Source organism: Saccharothrix coeruleofusca (assembly GCF_017876325.1).
Lineage (GTDB): Bacteria > Actinomycetota > Actinomycetes > Mycobacteriales > Pseudonocardiaceae > Actinosynnema > Actinosynnema coeruleofuscum.
In genome coordinates this window covers 7,541,778-7,564,842 of the sequence record NZ_JAGINV010000001.1, presented here as the reverse complement: position 1 = coordinate 7,564,842, position 23,065 = coordinate 7,541,778, and the positions used below count along the sequence as shown (strand labels likewise).

Genomic DNA, 23,065 nt, shown 5'->3' with positions numbered 1-23,065 from the left:
CGCTCAGCCGACGGTCGTGGGCCGGACCTCGGCGAAGTGGCACGCCGAGAGGGTGCCGGACTCGGCCACCCGGCGCTCCAGCTTCGGCTCCTCGACCGCGCAGATGTCCTGCGCCTTCCAGCAGCGGGTGCGGAACCGGCAGCCCGAGGGCGGGTTCACCGGGGAGGGCACGTCACCGGTGAGCACGATGCGCTGGCGCTGCCGCTCCAGCTTCGGGTCCGGCACCGGCACCGCGGACAGCAGGGCCTGCGTGTACGGGTGGGTGGGCCGGTTGTAGATGTCCTCGCGCTCGCCGATCTCGATGATCTTGCCGAGGTACATCACCGCGACCCGGTCGGAGATGTGCCGCACCACCGACAGGTCGTGCGCCACGAACAGGTAGGCCAGGCCGAGGCGCTCCTGCAGCTCCTCCAGCAGGTTCACCACGCCCGCCTGCACCGACACGTCCAGCGCGGACACCGGCTCGTCGAGCACGATCAGCTTCGGGTTCAGCGCCAGCGCGCGGGCGATGCCGATGCGCTGGCGCTGGCCGCCGGAGAACTCGTGCGCGTACCGGTTGCGGTGCTCCGGGTTGAGGCCCACCAGCTCCATCAGCTCGTTGACCCGCTGCTGGACCGTGCGGCCCTCGCCGCCGCCAACGCCGTGGATCTTGAACGGCTCGGAGATGAGCTCGTTGATCTGCCAGCGCGGGTTCAGCGACGCGTACGGGTCCTGGAACACGATCTGCATGTCCCGGCGGATGCCGCGCAGCTGCTTGCCCTTGAGCGTGGTCAGCTCGCGGCCCTCGAACTTCACCGACCCGGAGGTCGGCTTGTGCAGCTGGAGGATGGCCCGCCCGGTGGTGGACTTGCCGCAGCCGGACTCGCCGACCAGGCCCAGCGTCTCGCCGGGGTAGAGGTCGAAGGTCACCCCGGAGACCGCCTGCACCTGCCCGACCGTGCGCGGGATGATGCCGCCGCCGCGCACCGGGAAGGACTTGACCAGGTCCTTGACCTCCAGCAGCGGCGCCTTGCCGTCGCCGCCACCGGAGGCGGCGCCCCCGGCCTGGGGGTTCACATCGGTCGAGGTGGTCATGAGGTGGGCTTCTCCTCTTCGTGCAACCGCGCCTCCACGTCGGCCAGGTCCTCGGCGACGGGGACGTCGGGATCGGCCGCCGTGAGCGACGCGGGGTTCTCCACGGTGCCGATCTCGTCGTGCGCGAACAGCCGCTGCGGCTGCTCGATGGTGGCCAGGTGGTCGGACCGGTGGCAGCGGGCGTAGTGGCCCGCCCGGTCGGTCTCCAGCAGCTGCGGCTCGGTCTCCCGGCAGATGTCGATGGCCAGCGGGCACCGGGGGGAGAACGGGCAGCCCTGGGGCAGGTTCATCAGCGAGGGCGGCGCGCCCTTGATCGGGGTGAGCCGCTTGCCCAGCAGGTTCGGGTTCGGGATGGACCCGAGCAGGCCGACCGTGTAGGGCATCCGCTGGGCCTCGAAGACCTCGTCCACGCCGCCCTGCTCGACGACCGTGCCGCCGTACATGACCTGCACGCGGTCCACCATGCCCGCCACCACGCCCAGGTCGTGCGTGATGATCATGATGCCCGCGCTCGTCTCGTCCCGGATGCGCAGCAGCGTGTCCAGGATCTGCGCCTGCACGGTCACGTCCAGCGCGGTGGTCGGCTCGTCGGCGATGATCACGTCCGGGTCGTTGATGATCGCCATGGCGATCATCACGCGCTGCCGCATGCCGCCGGAGAACTCGTGCGGGTACTGCTCCGCGCGCCGGTCCGGCTGCGGGATGCCCACCAGCTCCAGCGCCTCGACGGCCTTGGCCATGGCGGCCTTCTTGGACACGTCGTGGTGCGCCCGGTGCGCCTCGGCCAGCTGCCAGCCCACCGTGTAGACCGGGTTCAGCGAGGTCATCGGGTCCTGGAAGATCATCGAGATGCCGTTGCCGCGGACCGGCTGCATCTGCTTGTAGCTCAGGCCGACCAGTTCCTTGTCCTTGAACCTGATCGACCCGCTGATCTTCGCGGTCTTGGGCAGCAGGCCCATCACCGCCATCGACGAGACCGACTTGCCGGAGCCGGACTCGCCCACGATCCCGAGCACCTCGCCGCGCCCCAGCGTGAACGACACGTCGCGCACGGCGTGCACGGTCCCGTCGTCGGTGGGGAAGTCCACGGAGAGGTTCTCCACGCGCAGCAGCTTCTCGCCCGCGAGGCCGTCCGCCGCCGTTCCTGGTGCGCCCATCACGTCCAACTCGCTCATGCCTTGACCCTCCTCTGGCGCGGGTCGAAGGCGTCCCGGAGGCCATCGCCGATGAAGTTCACCGACAGCGAGATCAGCACGATGAAGGTGAACGTGGTGAAGAACAGCCACGGGTGCAGCGTGAGCTCGTTCTTGTTGAGGCTGATCATCAGCCCCAGCGAGGTGTCGGGCGACTGCACGCCGAGGCCGAGGAACGACAGCGCCGCCTCCAGCAGCACCGCCTGCGCGATGGCCAGGGTGGCGTTGACGACGATCACGTCGACGGTGTTGGGCAGGATGTGCCGGAACACGATCCGCCACGTCGAGGCGCCCAGCGCGCGGGCGGCCTCGATGAACTCCTTCTCGCGCAGCGAGAGGACCATGCCGCGGATCACCCGCGCGATGGACAGCCAGCCGATCAGGCCCAGGTACAGGGCCACGATGACCCAGTTGCTGCCGCCGCTGCCGCCCGCCACGGACACCACGAAGCTGTTGCGCACCAGCACCGCGGCGATGACCAGGCCGGGGATGACCAGCAGCAGGTCGATGAACCGGCTGATCAGCGTGTCGACCCAGCCGCCGAGGTAGCCCGCCAGCGAGCCGAGCACCACGCCGACCACGGTGGACAGCAGCGCCACCACCATCGCGATCTGCAGCGAGAACTGGGTGCCTCGGATCAGCTGGGCGACCATGTCGCCGCCGAGCCGGTCGGTGCCGAACGGGTGGTCGGCGCTGGGCGGCAGGTACCGGCGGAAGCCCAGGTCGGTGTAGGAGTACTTCCACAGCGCGCCGCCCAGGAAGGCGAACAGCACCAGCAGCACGAACAGCACCAGCCCGAACACGGCGGCCTTGTGCCGGAAGAAGCGGCGGGCGATGACCTGCCACTGCTTGCGGGTGTTCGAGGAGTCGAACTGGCTCGCCTCGCCCGAGGTGGGCGCCGGGGCCTGCGCCACGGGGGACGTCATCTCAGTCAAGGCGGATCCTCGGGTCCAGGAACGCGTACAGCACGTCCGCGATCAGGTTGAACACGATGATGAACACCGCGGTCAGCATCATGAAGCCCAGCACCTGGTAGGGCTCCAGCTTGGTGACCGCGTCGACCAGGAACTTGCCCATGCCCGACCAGCCGAACACCGTCTCGGTGATGACCGCGCCACCGAAGGCGGCGCCGAAGTTCAGCGAGGAGACCGTGATGATCGGGATCAGCGCGTTGCGGAAGGCGTGCTTGAAGATGGCGCGGCCCTGCGAGACGCCCTTGGCCTGCGCGGTGCGCACGTAGTCGGCGTTGAGCGTCTCCAGCATGGAGGCGCGCTGGAACCGGCTGTAGAGCGCGAACTGGATCATCACCAGGCAGATCGTCGGCAGGATGTACGCGCCGGTGTACTGGTAGATCTGCTGGCCCAGGGAGCCGCTGAAACCCTCGCCGGGCGGACCCGCCATGGTCAGCCAGCGGCCCGCGCCGATGGACTCCAGCCAGTTGTTGAACTCGATGCCGCCCGCCTTGATGATCAGGGCGACGCAGAACAGCGGCATGGAGAACATGACGAACGCTATGCCGGTGGCCGTGTAGTCGAACAGCGAGTACTGCCTGACCGCGCCGATGACGCCCACCGCCATGCCGAGCAGCAGCGCGATCAGCTCGGCGGCCACGATCAGCCGCAGCGTGACGCCGAACGCCTTGAGCAGTTCTTCCTTGACCGGCTTGCCCGCGTTGCCGGGGACGACGGTCTCGCCCCAGTCGCCGGTGACGAAGTCGCCCGCCCAGTCGACGTAGCGGTCGAGGAACGGCTGGTTGTAGCCCGTCCGCTCGTAGGCGAGTGCGATCTCTGCCTCGGACCGGGGCTTCTGCAGCTTCCACTCGGCCAAGGGGTCGCCCATGGCCGTGGTGAGGCCGAAGCACAGGAACGAGGCGACGATCAACAGCGGAATCGAGATCAACAACCGCCGGATTATGTAACGGAACATGACGAGGTCTCTAGTCTCCCTAGGGCCCCGCGCTCCGGGCGCGGCACCCTACCGGACGCGGACGCCGTACGGGGGGCCGGTGCTCGTGGCACCGGCCCCCCGGCCGGATGAGTCGTTCGTGGCGGGCCCCGAAGTGGTGCGCCGACCGCTCTCTACCTGCTTACTTCTTCTGCCAGGCGTAGAGGTTCCACATGATGCCGCCGCCGACGCCGATGTAGCCGATCGGACCGATGTTGGCGTCCGAGGCGGCGAAGTCGGTCAGCTGGAACAGCGGGATGCTGTGCAGGTCGTCGCGCATCTTCTTGTCGATGTCGTTGAGCATCTGGATGCGCTTCTGGTAGTCCAGCTCGCGGTTCGCGGCCAGCCACTCCTCCGTCACCGCGGCGGAGTCGTAGTTGTTGTAGTTGGCCGTGCCGCCCTTGTTCTTCTGGGCGTAGTTGCCGTACGAGCCCGCCTTGACCGGCTGGCCGACCCACGCGAACAGGGCCGCGTCGAACTCGCTGGCCGGGAGGCGCTTGTCGTTGAAGTCCGCCGACTGGTCGCCGATGATCTCGATGCCCGCCTGGCCGCACTTGTCCTGCAGGATGCGGACGGTGTCGGCGCGGCGCTGGACGGTCTTGTGGCTGAGCTTGAACGACGCGCGGAACTCACCCTTGGTGAAGATGCCGTCGCCGCCCTTGGTCCAGCCCGCGTCCTCGAGGGTCTTCTGCGCCGCGGCCACGTCACCGTTGCCGACGTCGCCGTAGTGGTCCTCGTAGCCGACCTCGTTGGGCATGAACATGAAGTTGCCCAGCGGCTTGGCGTTCGGGTCGACGTCGTTGATCAGCTTCTCGACCACGTCGGTGCGGTCGAAGCACTGCGCGATCGCCAGGCGCAGCTCCTTGTTCTGGGCGAACAGGGGGCGGGCCATGTTGAAGTCGACGTGCTCGTAGGTCTGGCCACCGGCGGCGTAGACGAAGAACGAGCTGTCCGCGCGCAGCTGCTGCGCCACCGCGGGGTCGGCCTGCGGCGCGATCGCGACGACTTCCTTGTTCTGCAGCTGCTGGGCCGCCGACTGGGCGTCGGTGTTGGTCTTGATGATGACCTTCGAGGCGGCGGGCGGGTTGCCCCACCACTTCGGGTTGCGCACCAGGACGGTCTGGTCCTTGAGGTCGGTGGACTCGATCACGTACGGACCGCCGGACAGGCCGGTCTCGGCGTTCCAGCCCAGCCAGCCCTTGGTGTAGAACTCGGCGGCCTTGCGGACCGTGTCGTCGTTCTGCGAGGGCAGGACCTTGGTGATGTCGGCGATGCCGGTCTTGCTCTCCAGGACGTGCGCCGGGAGCAGGCTGTCACTGCCGATCTGCGAGAACAGCGAGCGGTAGTCCGCGTACGGCTTGTCCTTGAAGAACGTCGTGGTGACCGTCTTGTCCTCGTCCGAGCACTCCAGCTTCTCGATGTCCTGGTAGCCGGTGGGCGTGGTGTCGAACAGGTTCGCCTCGCCGCTGCCGCCGGGCAGGGTGGCCTTGCTCGTGGCCGCCAGCCACTTCAGGTAGAAGTCGTCGCAGTCGATCGGCTGGCCGTCGGACCAGACGGCGGCCTTGTTGACCTTCCACTCGATCGTCTGCGGGTCGGTCGAGGTGACCTTGATCGACTCCATCAGGTCGCCGTCGACCTTGATGACGACCTTGCCGTCGACCAGGTCGGGGATGTACGGCGAGGGCTGCACGTTGAACAGCGCGATGGTGCTGGAGAAGTTGTTCGTCGCGCCGATGTTGTTGTTGTAGTTGTGGAAGCCCTCTTCGACCGCGACCGCGATCTCACCGATGTCGTCCACCTTCGGACGCTTCAGCAGCTCGTCCTGACCCCCGATGCTGCCGGGGTCGGCGTTCTGCTGACCGCCACCGCCCTCGTTCGTCGTGCCACCGCCGCTGCACGCGCTCAGCAAGAGCGCGGAGCTGGTCAGCAGCGCGAGCGCCGAGACAGCTTTTGATCTCCTCATCGACACGTGCCCTCCTAGCACTGGGTTGGAGCGGACCTGTGAACCGAACTCCACACCCATAACCGTGATGTGCCAAACGCGCCCCGAACCGACACACCGTTGCAGCACGATAAGAACCCACAACCAGCAGGGTCACGACCCGGGGGCCGATCGTGACCAAAGGGTGACACGCCGGTAGCAGGGTGCTACTTCACCGTTACGGCGCGGGAGCGATCGTTAACCCGACGCCGGGAATACTGTCAATAGTGCCCCACTTGCGCACGCCGATCCAGTGGCAACACGGATTTCACAGAGAGGCTAACGGCCTTCCCGGCGCCACAGCGGGGCCTGCGACAGCGGGCCCGCGAAGGGCGGCCCGGCGCTCACCCCCTGCGCCTCCGGGAGCGCAACCAGCAGGTCAGCCACCTGGAAGAGGGGCAGCACGACCGCTTGCTGCCACAGCAGCGGCTCCAGTTGGGCCAGCGCGTCGGACAGCAGCGACCGCCCGGTCAGCGCCGCGTCGATGACGGGCTGCAGGGACTGATCACAGAAACCCGACAGATTCGCCGGAATGGGTTCACCACCGTCCCCGGAAGGGGCACGGCACCCGAAAGTTGATGCCAGAACGGCCGCGGAATCGCCGGTGTCCACCTGCGGCACGACCGCAATGTCCACCACCCGGCCCTGTTCCGCATTGCCCGCCGAGGTGCCCGCGAGATCTTGGCCGAACAACTCATTGGGCGGCGTTGTAAGGAGGCGCACAGCGATTCCGGACAATGTCAGCTGACGTTGTAGCTGGTTGGCGATGGTCACGTACGGCTCGATCCCGGCGGGCGCGGCCACCGTCAGCTCCAGCGGCCTGCCGTCCCGCCCCCACTGACCGCTCTCCGAACGGGTGTAACCCGCCTCGGTGAACAGGGCCGCCGGGTCGACCGACGACCGCGGCATGGTCGGCCGGTAGCCCGCCTTCGACGGCGGCACCACCAGCGAGTCGGCGCGCAGCCCCGCGCTCGGACCGCCCCGGCTGCCCGCGGCGATCAGCTCGTCGCGGTTGACGCTCGCCATCACCGCGGCGCGCACCTTCGGGTCCGCCAGCCGGGGGGAAGCCGGGCGCAGCAGCAGCTGCACCACCTCCGGCCGGGGCACCTGCGCGGTGCTCAGCTGCCGGGACCGGGCCAGCTCGGCCAGCTCCTCGACCGCGGCGGCGTCCGGCCGGATCAGCGCCACCTGGTCGTCGCCGGTGCGCAGGGCCGAGATCGTCCCGGACTGGCTCGCCCGGCGCAGCACCACCCGGTCCAGCGCGGGCGGCTGCTCCCAGTAGCGGTCGCTGCGCTCCAGCACGATCTCGCCGCGCGGCTGGTCCAGGGTGCGCACCGCGAACGGGCCGCCGGTGGCCGGGAAGCTGTCGGCCAGCGCCGCGCCCCAACCACCGGGGGCGTCCTTGAGCAGGTGGGCGGGCAGCAGGTTGGCGAACAGGCTGCGCCAGCCGGGGTAGGGCTGGTCGAAGACCACCTCCACCACCTTGCCGCCCTCGCGGGAGGTGATGTCGGAGATCAACCGGTAGCCCGCCGGGTCCACCACGCCCGGCTCGGAGCGCATCCGCTGCCACAGGTAGACGAAGTCCTCGGCGGCGATGGGCGCCGAATCCGACCACGAGGCGTCCCGGCGCAGCACGTAGGTCACCGTGTACGGATCTGCCCTGGTCACCTCGGCGGAGACCATCAGGTCCAGGTCCAGCCGGGGACTGCCGTCCGGGGCGGTGCGGAAGGTCGAGGGCAGCAGCAGCGACGCCAGCGCCGTGGTCACCGTCGACTGGCCCGCCAGGGTGTGCGGGTTGTAGCCGCCCCTGACGTCGTCGAGGCCGACCACGACCTCGTTCGCCTTCTCCTTGGGCACCACCGTCACACCGGGGGTGGAGGGCACCAGCGGGGGCGGCGGGGTGACCGTGCAGCCCGACACCACCAGCACCGCCGCCACCAGCGCGGCCAGCAGTCTCGCGAGCGTCCCCCCGGACCTAGTCATGCCCACGAGACTGCCACGCCCGTCCGGCGCCCCGAGCGCTGCCCCGTCCACCACCTGCGACGAGGGCAGAGCGCTCGGAGCCCCGAGTGCACCACTCAGCCCCGCAGCTTGGCGCGGTTGCGCTCGCGGCCGCGCTGGTTCGCGTCCAGCGTCACCTTCCGCACCCGCACGACCTCGGGGGCCACCTCGACACACTCGTCGGCGGCGCAGAACTCCAGCGCCTCCTCCAGCGACAGCTTGCGCGGCCGGGCCAGCGTCTCCATCACGTCGGCGGTGGAGGTGCGCATGTTGGTCAGCTTCTTCTCGCGGCAGACGTTGACGTCCAGGTCCTCCGCGCGCGGGTTCTCACCCACCACCATGCCCTCGTAGGCGTCCGCGCCGGGCTCGACGAAGAACGTGCCGCGGTCGGCCAGCTGGATCATCGCGTAAGCGGTGATCGAACCGGACCGGTCGGCCACCAGCGAGCCGTTGTGGCGGGTGCGGATCTCCCCCGCCCACGGGCCGTAGCCCTCGGACACCGCGTTGGCGATGCCGGTGCCGCGGGTCTCGGTGAGGAACTCGGTGCGGAAGCCGATCAGGCCGCGCGAGGGCACCACGTAGTCCAGCTTGATCCGGCCGCTGCCGTGGCCGGACATGTTCTCCATCCGGCCCTTGCGGTTGGCCAGCAGCTGGGTGATCGCGCCCAGGTGCTCCTCGGGCGCGTCGATGGTCAGCCGCTCGAACGGCTCGTGCAGCTTGCCGTCGATCATCTTGGTGACCACCTGCGGCTTGCCCACGGTCAGCTCGAAGCCCTCGCGGCGCATCTGCTCGACCAGGATCGCCAGCGCCAGCTCACCGCGGCCCTGCACCTCCCAGGTGTCCGGGCGCTCGGTGGGCAGCACCCGCACCGACACGTTGCCCACCAGCTCGGCGTCCAACCGGGCCTTGACCAGGCGCGCGGTCAGCTTGGTGCCGCCGCCGCGACCGGCCAGCGGCGAGGTGTTCACGCCGATGGTCATCGAGATGGCGGGCTCGTCGACGGTGATCCGGGGCAGCGGCTCCGGGTTGTCCACGTCGGCCAGGGTGTCGCCGATGGTGATCTCCGGGATGCCCGCGATGGCGACCAGGTCGCCCGCGCTGGCCTGCTCGGCGGGCACCCGCTCCAGCGCCTCGGTGATCAGCAGCTCGGTGATCCGGACCTTCTGCACCGAGCCGTCCTCGCGGCACCAGGCCACCGTCTCGCCCTTGCGCAGGCGGCCCGCCGCGATCCGGCACAGCGCGATGCGGCCCAGGAAGGTGGAGGCGTCCAGGTTGGTCACCAGCGCGCGCAGCGGCGCGTCCGGGTCGCCGGTCGGCGCCGGGATGTGGTTGAGCAGGACCTCGAACAGCGAGTCCAGGTTCTCCTCGTCCGGCAGACCGCCGTCCTCGGGCTGGTTGAGGCTGGCCCGACCCGCCCGCGCGGAGGCGTAGACCACCGGCAGGTCCAGCACGGAGTCGTCCGCGCCGACCTCGGTGGCCAGGTCCAGCAGCAGGTCGTGGGCCTCCTCGACGACCTCGGCGATGCGCGCGTCGGGGCGGTCGACCTTGTTGACCACCAGGATCACCGGCAGACCGGCGGCCAGCGTCTTGCGCAGCACGAACCGGGTCTGCGGCAGCGGCCCCTCCGAGGCGTCGACCAGCAGCACCACGCCGTCGACCATGGACAGGCCGCGCTCGACCTCGCCGCCGAAGTCGGCGTGGCCGGGGGTGTCCACCACGTTGATGGTGACCACGCCGTCCGGCGTGTGCCTGCGCACCGCCGTGTTCTTGGCGAGGATGGTGATGCCCTTCTCGCGCTCCAGCTCGCCGGAGTCCATCACCCGGTCCACGGGCTCGGCCCGTTCGGAGAAGGCGCCTGACTGGCGGAGCATGGCGTCGACCAGGGTGGTCTTGCCGTGGTCAACGTGCGCGACGATCGCGACGTTGCGCAGGTCGTTGCGGACCAGCGTTTCCTTGATCGACGCGGTGGCCGTGGGCACGCGGAACTCCTAGAGCTGTCTTCGGGGGAGGCCGGGCGCCGGACGTGGGATCGCGCACAGCCTCTGTCGAGCTTACCGGTCCCGGCGCATTACCACACGGGCGCGTCGGGTGAGGTCAGCCTCACCTAGTCTGGGGACAGCCGGAGGAGCGGGGTGCCGACGTGGGCAAGTCGAAGGTCAAGCGGAAGTGCTGCCGTTCCACGCCGCGCTGCGGGAAGTGCCCGGTGGTGGCTTTGATCGAAGCCAAGGAGAAGGCCCGGCGGAAAGCGGCGAAGGCCGAGAAGAGGGCCGAGGAGAAGTCCGGGAAGAAGGCGGAGAAGGTGGAGAGGGCGGAGAAGAAGGCCGGGAAGGCTGGGAAGAAGGCCGCTTGACAGCGCCCGCCCGGTGTTTCCGGAACCGGGTGGTGGCGGTTGCGGGTGGCTCGCGGATCAGGTGAGCACGGATCAGGTGAGCACGGCCTCGTTGACCCTCGCCAGCTCCGGCGCCGTGCGAGAGGCCAGGAACTCCACCACCTCGTGCCGGGCCAGGTGCTTGACCGCGAACGGATCGGTCGCCAGCAGGGCGTCCAGCCTCCGACGCGGCATCGGCCGGGCGATGATCACGCAGCCGTCGCAGGGCACCTGGCGGCCGGAGGCGAGGAAGTGGCCCTCCTCGTAGTGCCGGTTCAGCCAGCGCACGTGATCGGGCAGGTAGCAGTCGACTTGGTCCAGGGGTTTGGTGTACCGCACCAGCACTATGTACATGCAAGAAATGTAGACCTGCCGGGCGCGGCGAAACCGCGCTAGCATCACGGTTATGCGCGTTCTTTACACGTTCTGGTGGTCCGCCTCCCGGCGGCCCTAGTTCTGCGCGCACACCACCGCAGGCCGCCCGCCAGGGGCGGCCTTCGTGCTTTCGGGGGCGGGTCCGGGCGGGCGCACCCGAAGGGAAGACGATGACCAGGCTGTCCGCGATCACCCCGTCCGGCCACGTCCAGCTGGGCAACTACCTCGGCGCCATCCGGCGGTGGGCCGCCGAGGGCACCGGCGACGACGTGTACTTCATCAGCGACCTGCACGCCATGACCAGCTCGCACAACCCGGCCCGGCTGCGCGCGCTGACCAGGGAGCAGCTCGCCGTGCTCATCGCCGCCGGGGTGCCGCCGCGCAGCGTGGGGGTGCAGTCCGACCTGGTGCGCGAGCTGGGCGCGCTGACCTGGGTGCTGGAGTGCACCTGCACCTACGGCGAAGCCGCCCGCATGATCCAGTTCCGGGAGAAGTCCGTCGGGCGGTCCTCGGTGCGGCTGAGCCTGCTCACCTACCCCGTGCTGATGGCCGCCGACATCCTGCTCCAGGGCGCGCACGAGGTGCCCGTCGGCGACGACCAGGCCCAGCACGTGGAGCTGGCCAGGGCGCTGGCCCGGCGGTTCAACGGCACCTACGGCGAGGTGTTCGCGGTGCCGCGCGCGGTCGTGCCGCCCACCGCGGCGCGGGTGCGCGACCTGGCCGACCCGACGCGGAAGATGGCCAAGAGCGCCCAGGACGCGGCCGGGACGGTGTTCGTGCTCGACCCTCCGGACCTGGTGCGGCGCAAGATCAAGCGCGCGGTCACCGACGACCTCGGCGTGGTGCGGTACGCCCCCGACGAGCAACCCGGCGTGGCGAACCTGCTGGAGATCCTGGCCGCGTGCGCAGGCAAGGAACCCGCCGAGCTGGCCCCGGCGTTCGACTCCTACGCCGAGTTGAAGGAGGCCACCGCCGAGGCGGTGGTCCAGGAGCTGGCGGGTGTGCGGGAGCGCACCACGGCGCTGCTGGACGACCCGGCCGAGCTGGACCGCGTCCGGGCGCACGGGGCCGAGCGGGCGCGTGAGCGATCCCGGCACCGCCTCGACGCCGCCCTCCGCCTCTCCGGCCTCGGCTGACCCCACCCCCGTGAGTCGAACGCTCAGGGCCCCTGAGTTCTACGTTCGGGTGGGTCAAGGGCGTGCGCTCGCCGCGCGGCAGGTCGCCAAGGATGGCGGGTCGCGCCGCTACGCGCTCCGCGCGCGCCGGTGCGTGGGCAAGTACTACCCGAGGGGCGTGTGAGGGCCGGTAACTACTACCCGAGGGGCGTGGAAGCGCGGCCCAAGGCGCGGAAGTGCGGGTCGGGGTGCGTGAACGCTCGGTTCGTGGTGTCTGGGCGCGCGACTCGCGGGAGTGACACGCCCGACATGCCCATGGTCGGGTGACACCGGGGGCTGGCGTGGGCGTCCTGAGCGTTGAACTCGGGGGTTCTGGGCGTTCGACTCGCGGGGACGCGGGGCGGGTCAGGGGGTGAGCAGGGTGCGCAGGGCGGGGAGCAGGACGCGGTCGGCGGGCAGCCAGTCGAGGGTGTCGACCTCGGCCGGGGGCACCCAGCGGACCGCGCGGTGCTCCTTGGCCTCCGGCTCGCCCCCGGCCAGCTCCGCGGCGTAGACCCGCAGCAGCAGGTCGGCGCGCAGCGGCACGTCCGGGCCGAGCTGCTCGCCTGGCGTGACGGCCACGCCCAGCTCTTCGGCGCACTCCCGGACCACCGCCGCGCGGTCGTCCTCCCCCGGCTCCACGCGCCCGCCGGGCAGCTCCCACCGGCCCGCCGCGTCGGCCGGGTAGTCGCGCTGCTGGGCCAGCAGCAGGCCGTCGCGGACCACCGCCGCCCCCACCACGACGCGGGCGGTCAGCAGCTGCGCCGACCGGCGGGCCACCGCGTCGGCCCTGGCCCGCAGCACCTTCAACGCCAACCCGCGCCCCACCACGACGTCGGCCAGCCCGCCCAGCGGGCCGCCGGGGCTGGTCCACGCGACCGAGTCGATCACCACGGTGCCGCCGCGGGTGGGCCGCAGGTCCGTGGCCAGCGCGAGCCGGGGCAGCGGGCCGTTGACCAGCTCGGCGGCGACGCCGGTGGTGTCCGCCCTGGTCACCACGAGCGTGACGGTCACCGGGCCCACCGAACCGGTCAGCTCCGCGCCCTCGTGCAACAGGGGGCCGCCCGCCAACCGGACGCCCAGGCCGCGCACCGAACCCGCCAGCAGGGCGGTGTCCAGCAGCGCGGCCGCCACGGTGCGCGGAGGGGCGTCTACCAGGGTGGTCGCTCGAAGATCGGGCACGGGCGGCAATCTAGCGGCGTGCCGCCCGGACGCCCGGTTCGCGGGTGGGGTCAGCGGTAGGAGGGCCAGCGGACCTCGAAGCGGGCGCCACCTTCGGGGGACTCGGTGACCCGGACGCTGCCCCTGCGCCCTCGGACCAGGTGGGCCACCAGCGCCAGCCCCAGGCCGAAGCCGCCGGTGGCCCGGCCCCGGTCCGACTCGACCCGGTAGAAGCGGTCGAACACCTTCTCCCGGTGCTCCTCCGGCACGCCCCGCCCGTCGTCGTCCACCACCAGCCGCACTTCGCGCGCCGCGGGCAGCACCGAGACCCGGATGAACGAGCGCGCGTGCCTGGCCGCGTTGCGCAGCAGGTTGTCCACCACCAGCTCGACCTCGGACTTGGTCGCGGACACCATGCACGCGCTCATCGGCGCGGCGACCTGCACGAGCAGGTCCGTGTCCCCCAGCCGGTCCACCGCCGCCTGCGCCTGCAGCGCCAGGTCCACCGGTTCGGCCCTGGGCAGCTCGCCGGTGTCCGCGCGCGCCAGCAGCAGCAGCGCGTCCACCAGCGCGGACAGCCGCTCGGACTCCTCCACCACCGATTCCAGCACCTCGATGGAGAAGTCCGGGTCGGGGTGGGCCACCGCCACCTCTGCCTGCGCGCGCACCGACGTGACCGGTGACCGCAGCTCGTGCGCGGCGTCCCCGGTGAACCGGCGCAACCGCTCGGTGGCCTCGTCGCGCCGGGACAGCAGGCCGTTCAACGCCACCGCCAGCGCTTGCAGCTCGTCCCGCGCCTCGGGCACCGGCAGCCGCTCGCCCCTGGGCAGCGCCCCGGCGGCCAGGCGCAGCCGCTCCACCGGGCGCAGCGACGAGCGCACCGACAACCACGTGGCGATCCCGACCAGGCAGGCCACCAGCACGGCGGCCAGCAGCAACCACCGGGTGCCCAGCCGGTTCGCGTGCTGGTAGCCGACCAGGGTGTCGCCTACGACGTGCAGCCTCGGCGTGCCGTCGGCGGTGAACACCACCCGCCCGACCCAGCGGTGCGCGCTGCCGCCGTCCAGCCGCAGCACCCGCTGCCCGGCCTTGAGCTCGCGCACCTCCCCCGGCGTCAGGTCCAGCCGAGGACCGCCGTCGAGCGGGTTGCCCGCGGTGTCGAGCACCCGCTCCGCGCCGACCCGCTCCAGCTCCGCGTCCACCGCCCGCACCTGCACCGCGCCGATCAGCCGCGGCGCCAGCAGGGTGAACGCCAGCAGGCACAGCAGGGCCACGCCGGTGGCCACCACCGTGATCCGGAACCGCAGGGTGCGCCGCAGCCACCACCGGCGCGGGTTCACCGACGCCTGCCCGCCGCCCCCAGCACGACGTCCAGGTCCGGGGTGGACGCCAGGTAGCCGTGACCGCGCACGGTGCGCACCACCTCGCCCGCGCCCACCGCGTCCAGCTTCCGGCGCAGGTAGCCGACGTAGACCTCGACGGCGTTGCGGGTGGCGGCCTGCTCGTCGCCCCACACCGCGCGCAGCAGCTCGTCCTTGGTGACCACCGAGCCCGCCCGGCCCGCCAGCACGTCCAGCACCGCGTACTCGCGCGGCGACAGCGGCACCGGCTCGCCCGCCCAGCTGACCTCGCGCACCGCCCGGTCCACCACCAGCTCACCCAGCTTGAGCCTGCGCCGGACCAGCTCCGCGGCGTTGCGCCGCAGCAGCGCCCGCACCTGCGCCACCAGCACCACGAACGAGAACGGCTTGACCAGGTAGCCGTCGGCGCCCAGGTCCAGCCCGTCGGCCTGGTCCACCTCGCCGTCCTTGGCCGAGACCATCAGCACCGGGGTGCGCACGCCCTCCGCGCGCATCCGCTGCAGCACCCGGTAGCCGGACAGGCCGGGCAGCATGATGTCCAGCAGGACCACGTCGAACGCGCCGGTCAGCGCCACCCGCAGCGCGCTGGGGCCGTCCGCCGCGGTGACCACCTCCATGCCCTCCGCCGACAGCCCGCGCTCCAGCGCGCGGCGCACCCCCACCTCGTCGTCGACAACCAGCACCCGTGGTCTCACCCGCACAGCATGACCGTTCGGGGGGACAATCGGCAGCGGTTCCTCAGCGCTCTCTCAGACTCTCAGCTCCATCTCAGGGGGCCGGGGGGAGGGTCTGCGTTGTCGACGGGCACGAGGCCGGTCGACGCTGTGGAGGAGGGAACATGAACCGGAGAAGGGTCACCGTGGGTGTCGCGGCGGCCGGCGTTGTCGCCGGTGCCGCGGGCCTCGGGGTGCTCGCGATGCCCGCCGGTGCGGGGCCCGCCCCCGACCTGCCCGCGGTCAGCGCGGAGTCGCTGGTCGAGTCGGTGGTCACCGCCAAGCCCGCCGCGTTCGGCGGCACCGTCGAGGTCGCCAACGACCTGGGCATCCCGGCGCTGCCGGGGATGCCGCAGCTGTCCGACGGCGACAGCAAGGTGCGGATGTGGACCGACGGCGAGGGCCGCTTCCGGATGCAGCTGCCCGCGGGCAGCGCCGAGCGCACCGTCGTCGACGACGGTGCGCAGGTGTGGTCGTGGAACTCGGAGGACCAGACCGTCACCAAGCTGCCGCACGACGCCGAGGACAGGCGGCGGGTGGACGAGGCGGGCAAGTCCAGCGACCCGGTCGCGCTGTCCCGCGAGGTGGTCTCGGCGCTGCAGGAGTTCAGCGAGATCACCGTGGACGGCACCGCGCGGGTCGCCAACCGGCCGGTGTACGAGCTGGTCCTGACGCCCAAGCCCGCCGAGCGCACGGTGCTGCGCGAGGTGCGCGTGGCGGTCGACGCGGAGCTGCGGATGCCGCTGCGGGTGGCCCTGCTGACCAACGGCACCGCCGCGCCCGCCGCGCAGATCGGGTTCTCCGAGCTGAACGTCGGGCCGCAGGACGCGGGCCTGTTCAGCTTCACCCCGCCCGCGGGCGCCGAGGTGAAGGAGGAGACCGCCGCCGAGCCGACCGAGCAGGACAAGGCCAAGGCCGAGGAGGCGCTGGGCCAGATCTCGCAGCAGGTCGTGGGCACCGGGTGGGACACCGTGCTGGTGGCCAAGGCCACGCCCGAGCTGCTGACCCAGTTCGAGCAGTCGGGTCAGCGACCGCAGACCGACCGCGGGCCGCGGCGCGCCGAGGGCGACGTCCCGCAGGGCGACATCCAGGAGCTGATCAAGCAGCTGGGCAAGCCGGTCAGCGGTGACTGGGGCTCCGGCACGCTGATCACCAGCCGGGTCGGCGGCGCGCTGATCGCCGACGACGGCCGGGTGGCCCTGGGCGCGGTGCCCGAGCAGGTGCTGGTCGAGGCGATCGGCCAGGTGAAGTGACCGCCTCGACCAGCGCGCGGGAGTCGGCGGCCACCGCCGCCGGCTCCACGCCCGTCCTCGCCGCCCGGACGCGGGGACTGCGCAAGGTGTACGGGAGAACGGTGGCGGTGGACCGGGTGGACCTGGACGTGCCCGAGGGCGCGGTCCTGGGGATGCTGGGCCCCAACGGGTCGGGCAAGACCACCACCATCCGGATGCTGCTCGGGCTGGTGCGGCCGACCGAGGGGGAGGTCGAGCTGCTGGGGGAGGCGCTGCCCGACGGCGCCGCCACGGCGCTCCCGCACGTCGGCGCGCTGGTCGAGGGTCCGGGTTTCCACCCGTTCCTGTCCGGTCGGGAGAACCTGCTGCGCGCGGCGGCGTTCGAGCCGCTGCTGGCGGGCGGGGCGATCAAGCGGGCCGTGGAGGACGCGCTGGAGCGGGTGGGCCTGGCCGGGGCCGCGCACCGGCGCTACCGCGGCTACTCGCTGGGCATGAAGCAGCGGCTGGGCCTGGCCGCGGCGCTGCTGGTGCCGCGCAAGCTGATCGTGCTGGACGAGCCGACCAACGGCCTGGACCCGGCGGGCACCCGCGAGGTGCGCAAGGTGATCGCCGACCTGCACGGGGCGGGCAGCACGGTGCTGGTGTCCTCGCACCTGCTCAGCGAGATCGAGGCGACCTGCACGCACGTGGCGGTGCTGCACCGCGGCACCGTGGTCGCGCAGGGCGAGCTGGCCGAGCTGCTGCGGGCCGACAACAGCGCGCTGCTGGTCAGCACGCCGCAGGTGGACGAGGCGCTCAACGCGCTGCGGGCGGGCCGGATCTCGGCGCGGCCCAACGACGACGGCGTGCGCGTGGAGCTGATCGGCACCGACGCCCCCGAGGTGCTGCGGACGCTGGTCGAGGCCGGTGTCCCGGTGCACGAGGCGCGACGGGCCCGCACCGGCCTGGAGGAGCTGTTCGCCAGGCTGACCGAGGCCGAGGACGCCGACCACCACCTGTCGGCCGTCGACACGATCGAGGAGGGGACGCGATGACCACCGCGACCACCACCGCAGTCCGCGCTCCCCTCGGCAGGCAGCTGCGCTCGGAGCTGCGCTGGATCATCCGCAGGCCGCGCACGTTCTTCGGCCTGCTGTCGCTGTGCCTGGTCCCGATCGTCGCCGGGGTCGGCATGTGGGTGGCGATGGACGGCGACGGCCCGCTGGGACCGGGGCTGGCGGCGATCATCGCGGGCAACGGCCTGGTGCTGCCGGTGTTCACGCTGTTCCTGTCGCTGCCGCTGCTGCTGCCCCTGATCGGGGCGATCTGGGCGGCGGACGGCATCGCGGGCGAGGCCCAGCACGGCACGCTGCGCGGACTGCTGCTGGCCCCGGTCGGGCGCGTCCGGCTGCTGGCGATCAAGGCGTTCGGCGTGGCCGCGATGACGCTGATCGCGACCGCCCTGATGGCGCTGGTCGGCGCGGTCACCGGCGCGATCCTGTTCGGCGGTCAGGGGATGCTGACCCTGTCGGGCACGACCCTGCCGTTCGTCGAAGCGGTGGGCCGCATCGCGCTGACCGTGCTGCTGGTGACCGTCCAGGTGTGGGGGGTGGCCGCGGTGGCGCTGGCGATCTCCACCACGACCGAGCACCCGCTGGTGGTCATGGCCACCACGCTGGGCGGGGTGATCCTGTTCAACGTGCTGGGCGTGTTCGAGGCGCTGGACTGGCTGCACCCGTACCTGATCACGTCGTCGTGGAACAGCCTGGCGGACGTGATGCGCGACCCGCTGCCCACCGACCAGCTGTGGCGCAGCACGGCGCTGGCGGGTTGCTACGTCCTGATCGGCCTGTCCCTGGCGGCGATGCGCATGGCCACCAAGGACAACTGACGTTGTTCCTGGAGACCGAGCGCCTGGTGCTGCGCGAGTTCGCGGAGTCCGACCTGGACGACGTGGTGGCCCTCCTCGGTGAACCGGCTGTCATGCGGTTCATCGAGGACGGCAGGCCGGTGGACCGGGACCGGGTGGTGCGGGAGGTGCTGCCCAAGCTGCTCGGCAGGCCCACCGGCTGGTGGGCCGCGCACGAGAAGGCGTCCGGCGCGTTCGTCGGCTGGTTCGAGCTGAGCCCGGCGGGCGACGGCGTCGCCGAGCTGGGCTACCGGCTGCGCCCGGACTGCTGGGGTCGCGGCTACGCCACCGAGGGCGCCCGCGCCCTGGTCCGCAAGGGCTTCCAGGAGCTGGGCGTGACACGGGTCGTGGCCACCACCATGACCGTCAACACCGGGTCGCGGCGCGTGCTGGAGAAGGTCGGCCTGAAGCACGTCCGCACGTTCCACGAGCAGTGGCCCGTGCCCATCGAGGGGTCCGAGCACGGCGACGTCGAGTACGCCCTGGACCGCCCCACGTGACCGATCACGCCCGCTCCCCGCGTCACCCGATCATGGGCGTGTTGGGCGTGTCGCCCCCGCGAGTCGAACGCTCAGACACCCTGAACTCAACATTCGCGCACCCGACCCGCACTTTCGCGCCCTGCGCCGCGCTTCCGCCGCACCTCGGGTAGTACTTGCCGACGCACCACGGACCCACCCACGTCGGGTAGTAGGTACCGGCCTTCCCGCCCTCGTCGGGTAGTACTTGCCGACGCACCAAGGCTGCGCGCGCGAAGCGGGGGGCCCGCGAGCGCCGTCCTTGGCGACCTGCCGCGCGGCGAGCGCACCCTTCGATGGATAACCCAACCCGAACGACGAACTCAGGGCACCTGAGCGTTCGACTCGCGCTACCTGAGCGTTCGACTCGCGGGGGTGGGGTCAGCCGATGATGGCTACGCCGTCGGGGTCCACGGCCAGCCGCACCCGCTCCCCCGGCTCCCAGCGGCCGCCCACCGGCCCCACCGCCTCGTACCGCTCCCCGTCCAGCTCGACCAGCAGCCGCACGTGGTCCCGTCGGTGCACGCGCTCCACCACCACCCCCGCCAGCGGCCCGTCGCCCGCCACCCGCAGCGCCGTGGCCCGCAACCCGACCCGCGCTCGCACCCCCACCAGCGCGTGGGCCGCCTCCGGTGGCAGCACCTTGCCGCACCCCAGGAACCGCGCCACTTCCACGTCCACCGGCTCCCGCCACACCTGCGACGGCGGCCCGACCTGCCGAATCCGACCGGTCCTCATCACCGCGACCCGGTCGGCCAGCGTGAACGCCTCGTCGTGGTCGTGCGTGACGACCAGGGCGGTCGTGCCGGTCTCCCGCAGCAGCCGCGCCAGGTCCAGCGCGAGCTGCTCCCGCAGGGCCCGGTCCAGCGCCGACAGCGGTTCGTCCAGCAGCAGCAGCCTCGGCTCGGGTGCCAGTGCCCGCGCCAGCGCCACCCGCTGCTGCTCGCCGCCGGACAGCTCGGTGACGCGCCGCCGCTCGTACCCGGCCAGCCCCACCAGCTCCAGCAGCCGCGTCACCCGCTTGGCGCGCTCCTCGCGCTCGACCCGCAGCATCCGCAGCCCGAACGCCACGTTGCCCGCCACGTCGCGGTGCGGGAACAGCTGCCCGTCCTGGAACACCAGGCCGAACCCGCGCCGGTGCACGGGGGTGCCCGCCAGGTCCGCGCCGTCCCACGACACCGCTCCGGCGCTGGGCCGCTCCAGGCCCGCGACCGCGCGCAGCAGGGTCGACTTGCCGCACCCGGACGGCCCGAGCAGCGCCACCACCTCGCCGTCGCCGATGGTCAGGTCCACATCGGACACCGCGGTCACGTCGCCGTAGCGCACGCCCAGCCCGGTCAACTCCAGCATCAGAACTCCCCGCCGCTGGGCACCCGCAGCCGCTCCACCAGCAGCACGGCCACCGCCGTCACCACCATCAGCAGCGCGCACGCCGCGTAGGCCATCTGGCTGTTCAACTCCCCCGGCCGCGACATCAGCCGGGCGATCACCACCGGCAGCGTGGGCGCGTCCGGTCGGGCCAGGAAGCTGGTCGCGCCGAACTCGCCCAGCGCCACCACGAACCCGAACCCGGCCGCGGCCAGCAGCGACCGCGCGGCCAGCGGGAAGTCCACCTCCCGCCACACCCGCCACGGGCTCGCGCCCAGCGCGGCGGCGGCCTGCCGCAGCCGGGTGTCCACCGCGCGCAGCACCGGCAGCACGATTCGCACCACCAGCGGCGTGACCACCAGGGCCTGGGCCAGCGGCACCAGCACCGGTGAGGTGCGCAGCGCGTCCACGGTGATCAGGTAGCCGAAGCCGACGGTGACCGCGGACACCCCCAGCGGCAGCATCAGCGCGGTGTCCAGCGCCTCGGCGAACCACGAGCCCGTCCGCCGCAGGCCCACCAGTACCACCGCCGACAGCACGCCCACCGCCAGCGCCAGCAGCGTGGCGTCGGTGGCCACGCGCACCGAGTTCACCGCCGCGTCCAGCCCGGACACCGCGAGCGTGCCGCGCTCCCCGGTGCCCGCGAGCGCGCGGTAGCCCGCCAGGCTCCAGCCGTCCACTGCGGACACCGAGCGGATCAGCAGTCCCACCACGGGGGTCAGCAGCGCCAGCACCACCGCCCACGCCGCCGCCACGACGGCCCACTCGCCGCCCGACGGCCTGCGCGGCGGCTCCACCCGCAACCGCAGCCCGGACTCGCGCCTGCGCCGCGCCACCGCGCCCAGCAGCAGCGCGGCGAGCACGGCGGCGAACTGGAGCAGCGACAGCGCCGCCGCGCCGGACAGGTCGAACAGCTCGACCGTGCGCAGGTAGATCTCCGTCTCCAGGGTCCGGTGCCGGGCCCCGCCGAGCACCAGCACGACGCCGAAGCTGGTGGCGCAGAACAGGAACACCACCGACGCGGCGGAGCCGACGGCGGGCGCCAGCGCGGGCAGCACCACCGACGTGAACGCCCGCAGCCGCGACGCGCCCAGCGCCCGCGCCGCGTCCTCGGCCCGCCGGTCCACCCGCGCCCACAGCCCGCCGACCGTGCGCGCCACCACGGCGACGTTGAAGAACGCGTTGGCCAGCACGATCGGCAGCACGCCGCCGTCGGGCCACAGCGCCCGGAACGCCAGCCCCACCACGACCGTCGGCAGCACGAACGGCACCATCACCGCCGCCCGCACCACCGCGGCACCGGGCACCCGGCAGCGGGCCAGCAGGAACGCCACCGGCATCCCGGCCAGCAGCGCCAGCGCGGTGGCCGCGGCGGCCTGGCCGAGGGTGAACGCGACCAGGTCCCAGGTGGCCGGGTCGGCCAGCGCGGGCAGCACGCCGCCCTCGTCCAGGCCGAGCCCGACGATCGCCAGCACCGGCCAGGCGAAGAACACGCCCAGGAACGCCAGCGGCACCAGCGCCGCGAGCGACCAGCCGACGCGCGCCCTCCCGGTCAGCCCCGCACCAGCGCGCGCGGTCAGCCCTGCACCAGCGCGCGCCACTGCTGCACCCACTGCTCGCGGCCCGCGTCCACCCGCTCGGCGGGCAGGGTCCGCGACGTGCCGGGCAGCGGCGCGGCCTTGGCCCACGCCTCGGGCAGCGCCACGCCCTCGCGCGAGGGGTAGACGTACATCTGCTCGGGCACGTCGGCCTGGAACCGCTCGGAGAGCAGGAAGTCCAGCACCTTCCGGGCGTCCTCGGGGTGCTTGGTGCCGTTGAGCACGCCCGCGTACTCGACCTGGCGGTAGCAGGTGTCCAGCAGCGCCTTGGTGCGCGGCACGCCGTCCTCGCCGATCTCGGCCGAGGGCGAGGAGGCGTAGGAGACCACGATCGGCCGCGGCCCCTTGCCGCTGGAGCCGGAGAAGTCCTGGCCGTAGGCCTCCTCCCAGCCGCTGACCACCTTGACGCCGTTGGCCTTGAGCCCGCGCCAGTAGTCCTGCCAGCCGGACTCGCCGAACTCGGCGACGGTGCCCAGCAGGAACGCCAGTCCGGGCGAGGAGGTGGCCGGGTCCTCGACCACCAGCATGTCCTTGTACTTGGGGTCGAGCAGGTCCGCGTAGGTGCGCGGCTCGCCCACCGCCGCCAGCGCGGCCACGTCGATGTTCAGGCACACGTCGCCGACGTCGACCGCGTGCAGCAGGTTCGCGCTGTCGATCCGGTAGCGCTGCGCGCCCTTGTCCGCTTCGGGGCTGGCGTAGTCGGCGAACACGCCGCCCTCGACCGCGCGCGAGGCGAACGTGGAGTCCACGCCGAAGGCCACGTCGCCGATCGGGTTGCCCTTGGTGAGCACCAGCTTGTTGGTCAGCTCACCGGCGTCACCGCCGGCCAGCGTCTTGATGGTGATGCCGGTCTCGTTCTTGAACGCCTCCAGCGTCTCCGGCTTGGCGGCGAAGGAGTCGTGGGTCACCAGCGTCACCACGCGCTCCCCGGCGGCGGGCTCGGGGCCGCCGCCGGTCACCGAGCAGGCGGTGAGCAGCGCCAGCGAGCAGGCAGCGGTCAGCAGTGGTCGGAGCATCATCTCTCCCTACACCGGCATTACCCGGATCAGGTGCGGACGGTCGAGGGCTGGCGTGCCCTCCTCTCAGCCCGGCGCGACACCGGACTCCCGTGGTGATCGGGCATTTTACGGCATCCG

At 72.1% G+C, this 23,065-nt stretch carries 20 protein-coding genes and 1 riboswitch; of the genes, 6 read left to right on the top strand and 14 right to left on the bottom strand.

Features of this window, described 5'->3' with window-relative positions; genetic code table 11:
* Positions 1 to 3: 3 nt before the first annotated feature.
* From JOF41_RS35260 to typA, 7 genes are all read right to left on the bottom strand, one after another.
* Positions 4 to 1,074 (bottom strand): ABC transporter ATP-binding protein, encoded by a 1,071-nt coding sequence (locus tag JOF41_RS35260; protein ID WP_189224453.1) that lies wholly within the window; start codon positions 1,072 to 1,074, stop codon positions 4 to 6.
* Positions 1,071 to 2,249: an ABC transporter ATP-binding protein gene (locus tag JOF41_RS35255; RefSeq protein ID WP_189224452.1), complete on the bottom strand. Its 1,179-nt coding sequence runs from the start codon at positions 2,247 to 2,249 to the stop codon at positions 1,071 to 1,073. Before JOF41_RS35255 ends, JOF41_RS35260 begins: the two co-directional genes overlap by 4 nt.
* Positions 2,246 to 3,193, bottom strand: coding sequence for an ABC transporter permease (locus JOF41_RS35250; RefSeq protein ID WP_189224594.1), 948 nt, complete (start codon positions 3,191 to 3,193; stop codon positions 2,246 to 2,248). The genes JOF41_RS35255 and JOF41_RS35250 overlap by 4 nt, the downstream gene beginning before the upstream one ends.
* Position 3,194: 1 nt before the next feature.
* Positions 3,195 to 4,193, bottom strand: a complete 999-nt coding sequence (locus JOF41_RS35245) for an ABC transporter permease (protein ID WP_189224451.1) — start codon at positions 4,191 to 4,193, stop codon at positions 3,195 to 3,197.
* Between the two features lie 160 nt (positions 4,194 to 4,353).
* Complete coding sequence (locus JOF41_RS35240; RefSeq protein WP_189224450.1) at positions 4,354 to 6,174, bottom strand: ABC transporter family substrate-binding protein; 1,821 nt, start codon at positions 6,172 to 6,174, stop codon at positions 4,354 to 4,356.
* Positions 6,175 to 6,471: 297 nt separating this feature from the next.
* Positions 6,472 to 8,175 carry an ABC transporter family substrate-binding protein gene (locus tag JOF41_RS35235; protein ID WP_189224449.1) on the bottom strand — a complete coding sequence of 568 codons (1,704 nt, stop codon included), beginning with the start codon at positions 8,173 to 8,175 and terminating at the stop codon, positions 6,472 to 6,474.
* A gap of 95 nt (positions 8,176 to 8,270) precedes the next feature.
* A complete protein-coding gene (gene typA, locus JOF41_RS35230; RefSeq protein WP_189224448.1) occupies positions 8,271 to 10,172 on the bottom strand; it encodes a translational GTPase TypA in 1,902 nt (633 codons plus the stop codon).
* 161 nt (positions 10,173 to 10,333) lie between these two features.
* Here typA and JOF41_RS35225 point away from each other — a divergent pair, with 161 nt between their 5' ends.
* Positions 10,334 to 10,543 (top strand): hypothetical protein, encoded by a 210-nt coding sequence (locus JOF41_RS35225; protein WP_189224447.1) that lies wholly within the window; start codon positions 10,334 to 10,336, stop codon positions 10,541 to 10,543.
* A 72-nt stretch (positions 10,544 to 10,615) separates the two neighbouring features.
* Here JOF41_RS35225 and JOF41_RS35220 read toward each other — a convergent pair whose 3' ends face one another.
* The gene (locus JOF41_RS35220; protein ID WP_189224446.1) at positions 10,616 to 10,915 is read right to left on the bottom strand and encodes a YciI family protein; all 300 of its coding nucleotides are present in this window, start codon (positions 10,913 to 10,915) and stop codon (positions 10,616 to 10,618) included.
* 191 nt (positions 10,916 to 11,106) lie between these two features.
* Between JOF41_RS35220 and trpS the strand changes: the two genes are divergently transcribed.
* Positions 11,107 to 12,072, top strand: coding sequence for a tryptophan--tRNA ligase (gene trpS, locus JOF41_RS35215; RefSeq protein WP_209623904.1), 966 nt, complete (start codon positions 11,107 to 11,109; stop codon positions 12,070 to 12,072).
* 384 nt (positions 12,073 to 12,456) lie between these two features.
* Here the strand turns inward: trpS and JOF41_RS35210 are convergent, their stop codons facing one another.
* From JOF41_RS35210 to JOF41_RS35200, 3 genes are read right to left on the bottom strand one after another with little or no spacing between them, the layout of a single operon-like run.
* On the bottom strand, positions 12,457 to 13,272 hold the full coding sequence (locus JOF41_RS35210) for a (deoxy)nucleoside triphosphate pyrophosphohydrolase (protein WP_209623903.1): 816 nt from the start codon (positions 13,270 to 13,272) through the stop codon (positions 12,457 to 12,459).
* Between the two features lie 50 nt (positions 13,273 to 13,322).
* Complete coding sequence (locus JOF41_RS35205; RefSeq protein ID WP_209623902.1) at positions 13,323 to 14,591, bottom strand: ATP-binding protein; 1,269 nt, start codon at positions 14,589 to 14,591, stop codon at positions 13,323 to 13,325.
* The gene (locus JOF41_RS35200; protein WP_189224442.1) at positions 14,588 to 15,307 is read right to left on the bottom strand and encodes a response regulator transcription factor; all 720 of its coding nucleotides are present in this window, start codon (positions 15,305 to 15,307) and stop codon (positions 14,588 to 14,590) included. The genes JOF41_RS35205 and JOF41_RS35200 overlap by 4 nt, the downstream gene beginning before the upstream one ends.
* A 143-nt stretch (positions 15,308 to 15,450) precedes the next feature.
* Between JOF41_RS35200 and JOF41_RS35195 the strand changes: the two genes are divergently transcribed.
* Genes JOF41_RS35195 through JOF41_RS35180 form a run of 4 tightly spaced genes read left to right on the top strand, consistent with a single transcriptional unit; the run spans position 15,451 to position 18,945 of the window.
* Positions 15,451 to 16,578, top strand: a complete 1,128-nt coding sequence (locus JOF41_RS35195) for a LolA family protein (protein WP_209623901.1) — start codon at positions 15,451 to 15,453, stop codon at positions 16,576 to 16,578.
* Complete coding sequence (locus JOF41_RS35190; protein ID WP_189224440.1) at positions 16,575 to 17,591, top strand: ABC transporter ATP-binding protein; 1,017 nt, start codon at positions 16,575 to 16,577, stop codon at positions 17,589 to 17,591. Before JOF41_RS35195 ends, JOF41_RS35190 begins: the two co-directional genes overlap by 4 nt.
* Complete coding sequence (locus JOF41_RS35185; protein WP_189224439.1) at positions 17,588 to 18,427, top strand: ABC transporter permease; 840 nt, start codon at positions 17,588 to 17,590, stop codon at positions 18,425 to 18,427. The genes JOF41_RS35190 and JOF41_RS35185 overlap by 4 nt, the downstream gene beginning before the upstream one ends.
* 2 nt (positions 18,428 to 18,429) lie before the next feature.
* Positions 18,430 to 18,945 (top strand): GNAT family N-acetyltransferase, encoded by a 516-nt coding sequence (locus JOF41_RS35180; RefSeq protein WP_372448512.1) that lies wholly within the window; start codon positions 18,430 to 18,432, stop codon positions 18,943 to 18,945.
* A gap of 399 nt (positions 18,946 to 19,344) precedes the next feature.
* Here JOF41_RS35180 and JOF41_RS35175 read toward each other — a convergent pair whose 3' ends face one another.
* From JOF41_RS35175 to JOF41_RS35165, 3 genes are all read right to left on the bottom strand, one after another.
* Positions 19,345 to 20,316, bottom strand: a complete 972-nt coding sequence (locus JOF41_RS35175) for an ABC transporter ATP-binding protein (RefSeq protein WP_372448540.1) — start codon at positions 20,314 to 20,316, stop codon at positions 19,345 to 19,347.
* Positions 20,313 to 21,932, bottom strand: coding sequence for an ABC transporter permease (locus tag JOF41_RS35170; protein WP_372448511.1), 1,620 nt, complete (start codon positions 21,930 to 21,932; stop codon positions 20,313 to 20,315). Before JOF41_RS35170 ends, JOF41_RS35175 begins: the two co-directional genes overlap by 4 nt.
* Positions 21,908 to 22,945 carry a thiamine ABC transporter substrate-binding protein gene (locus JOF41_RS35165; protein WP_209623899.1) on the bottom strand — a complete coding sequence of 346 codons (1,038 nt, stop codon included), beginning with the start codon at positions 22,943 to 22,945 and terminating at the stop codon, positions 21,908 to 21,910. The genes JOF41_RS35170 and JOF41_RS35165 overlap by 25 nt, the downstream gene beginning before the upstream one ends.
* Positions 22,933 to 23,049, bottom strand: a riboswitch (TPP riboswitch). (Overlaps the previous gene by 13 nt.)
* Positions 23,050 to 23,065: the final 16 nt, after the last annotated feature.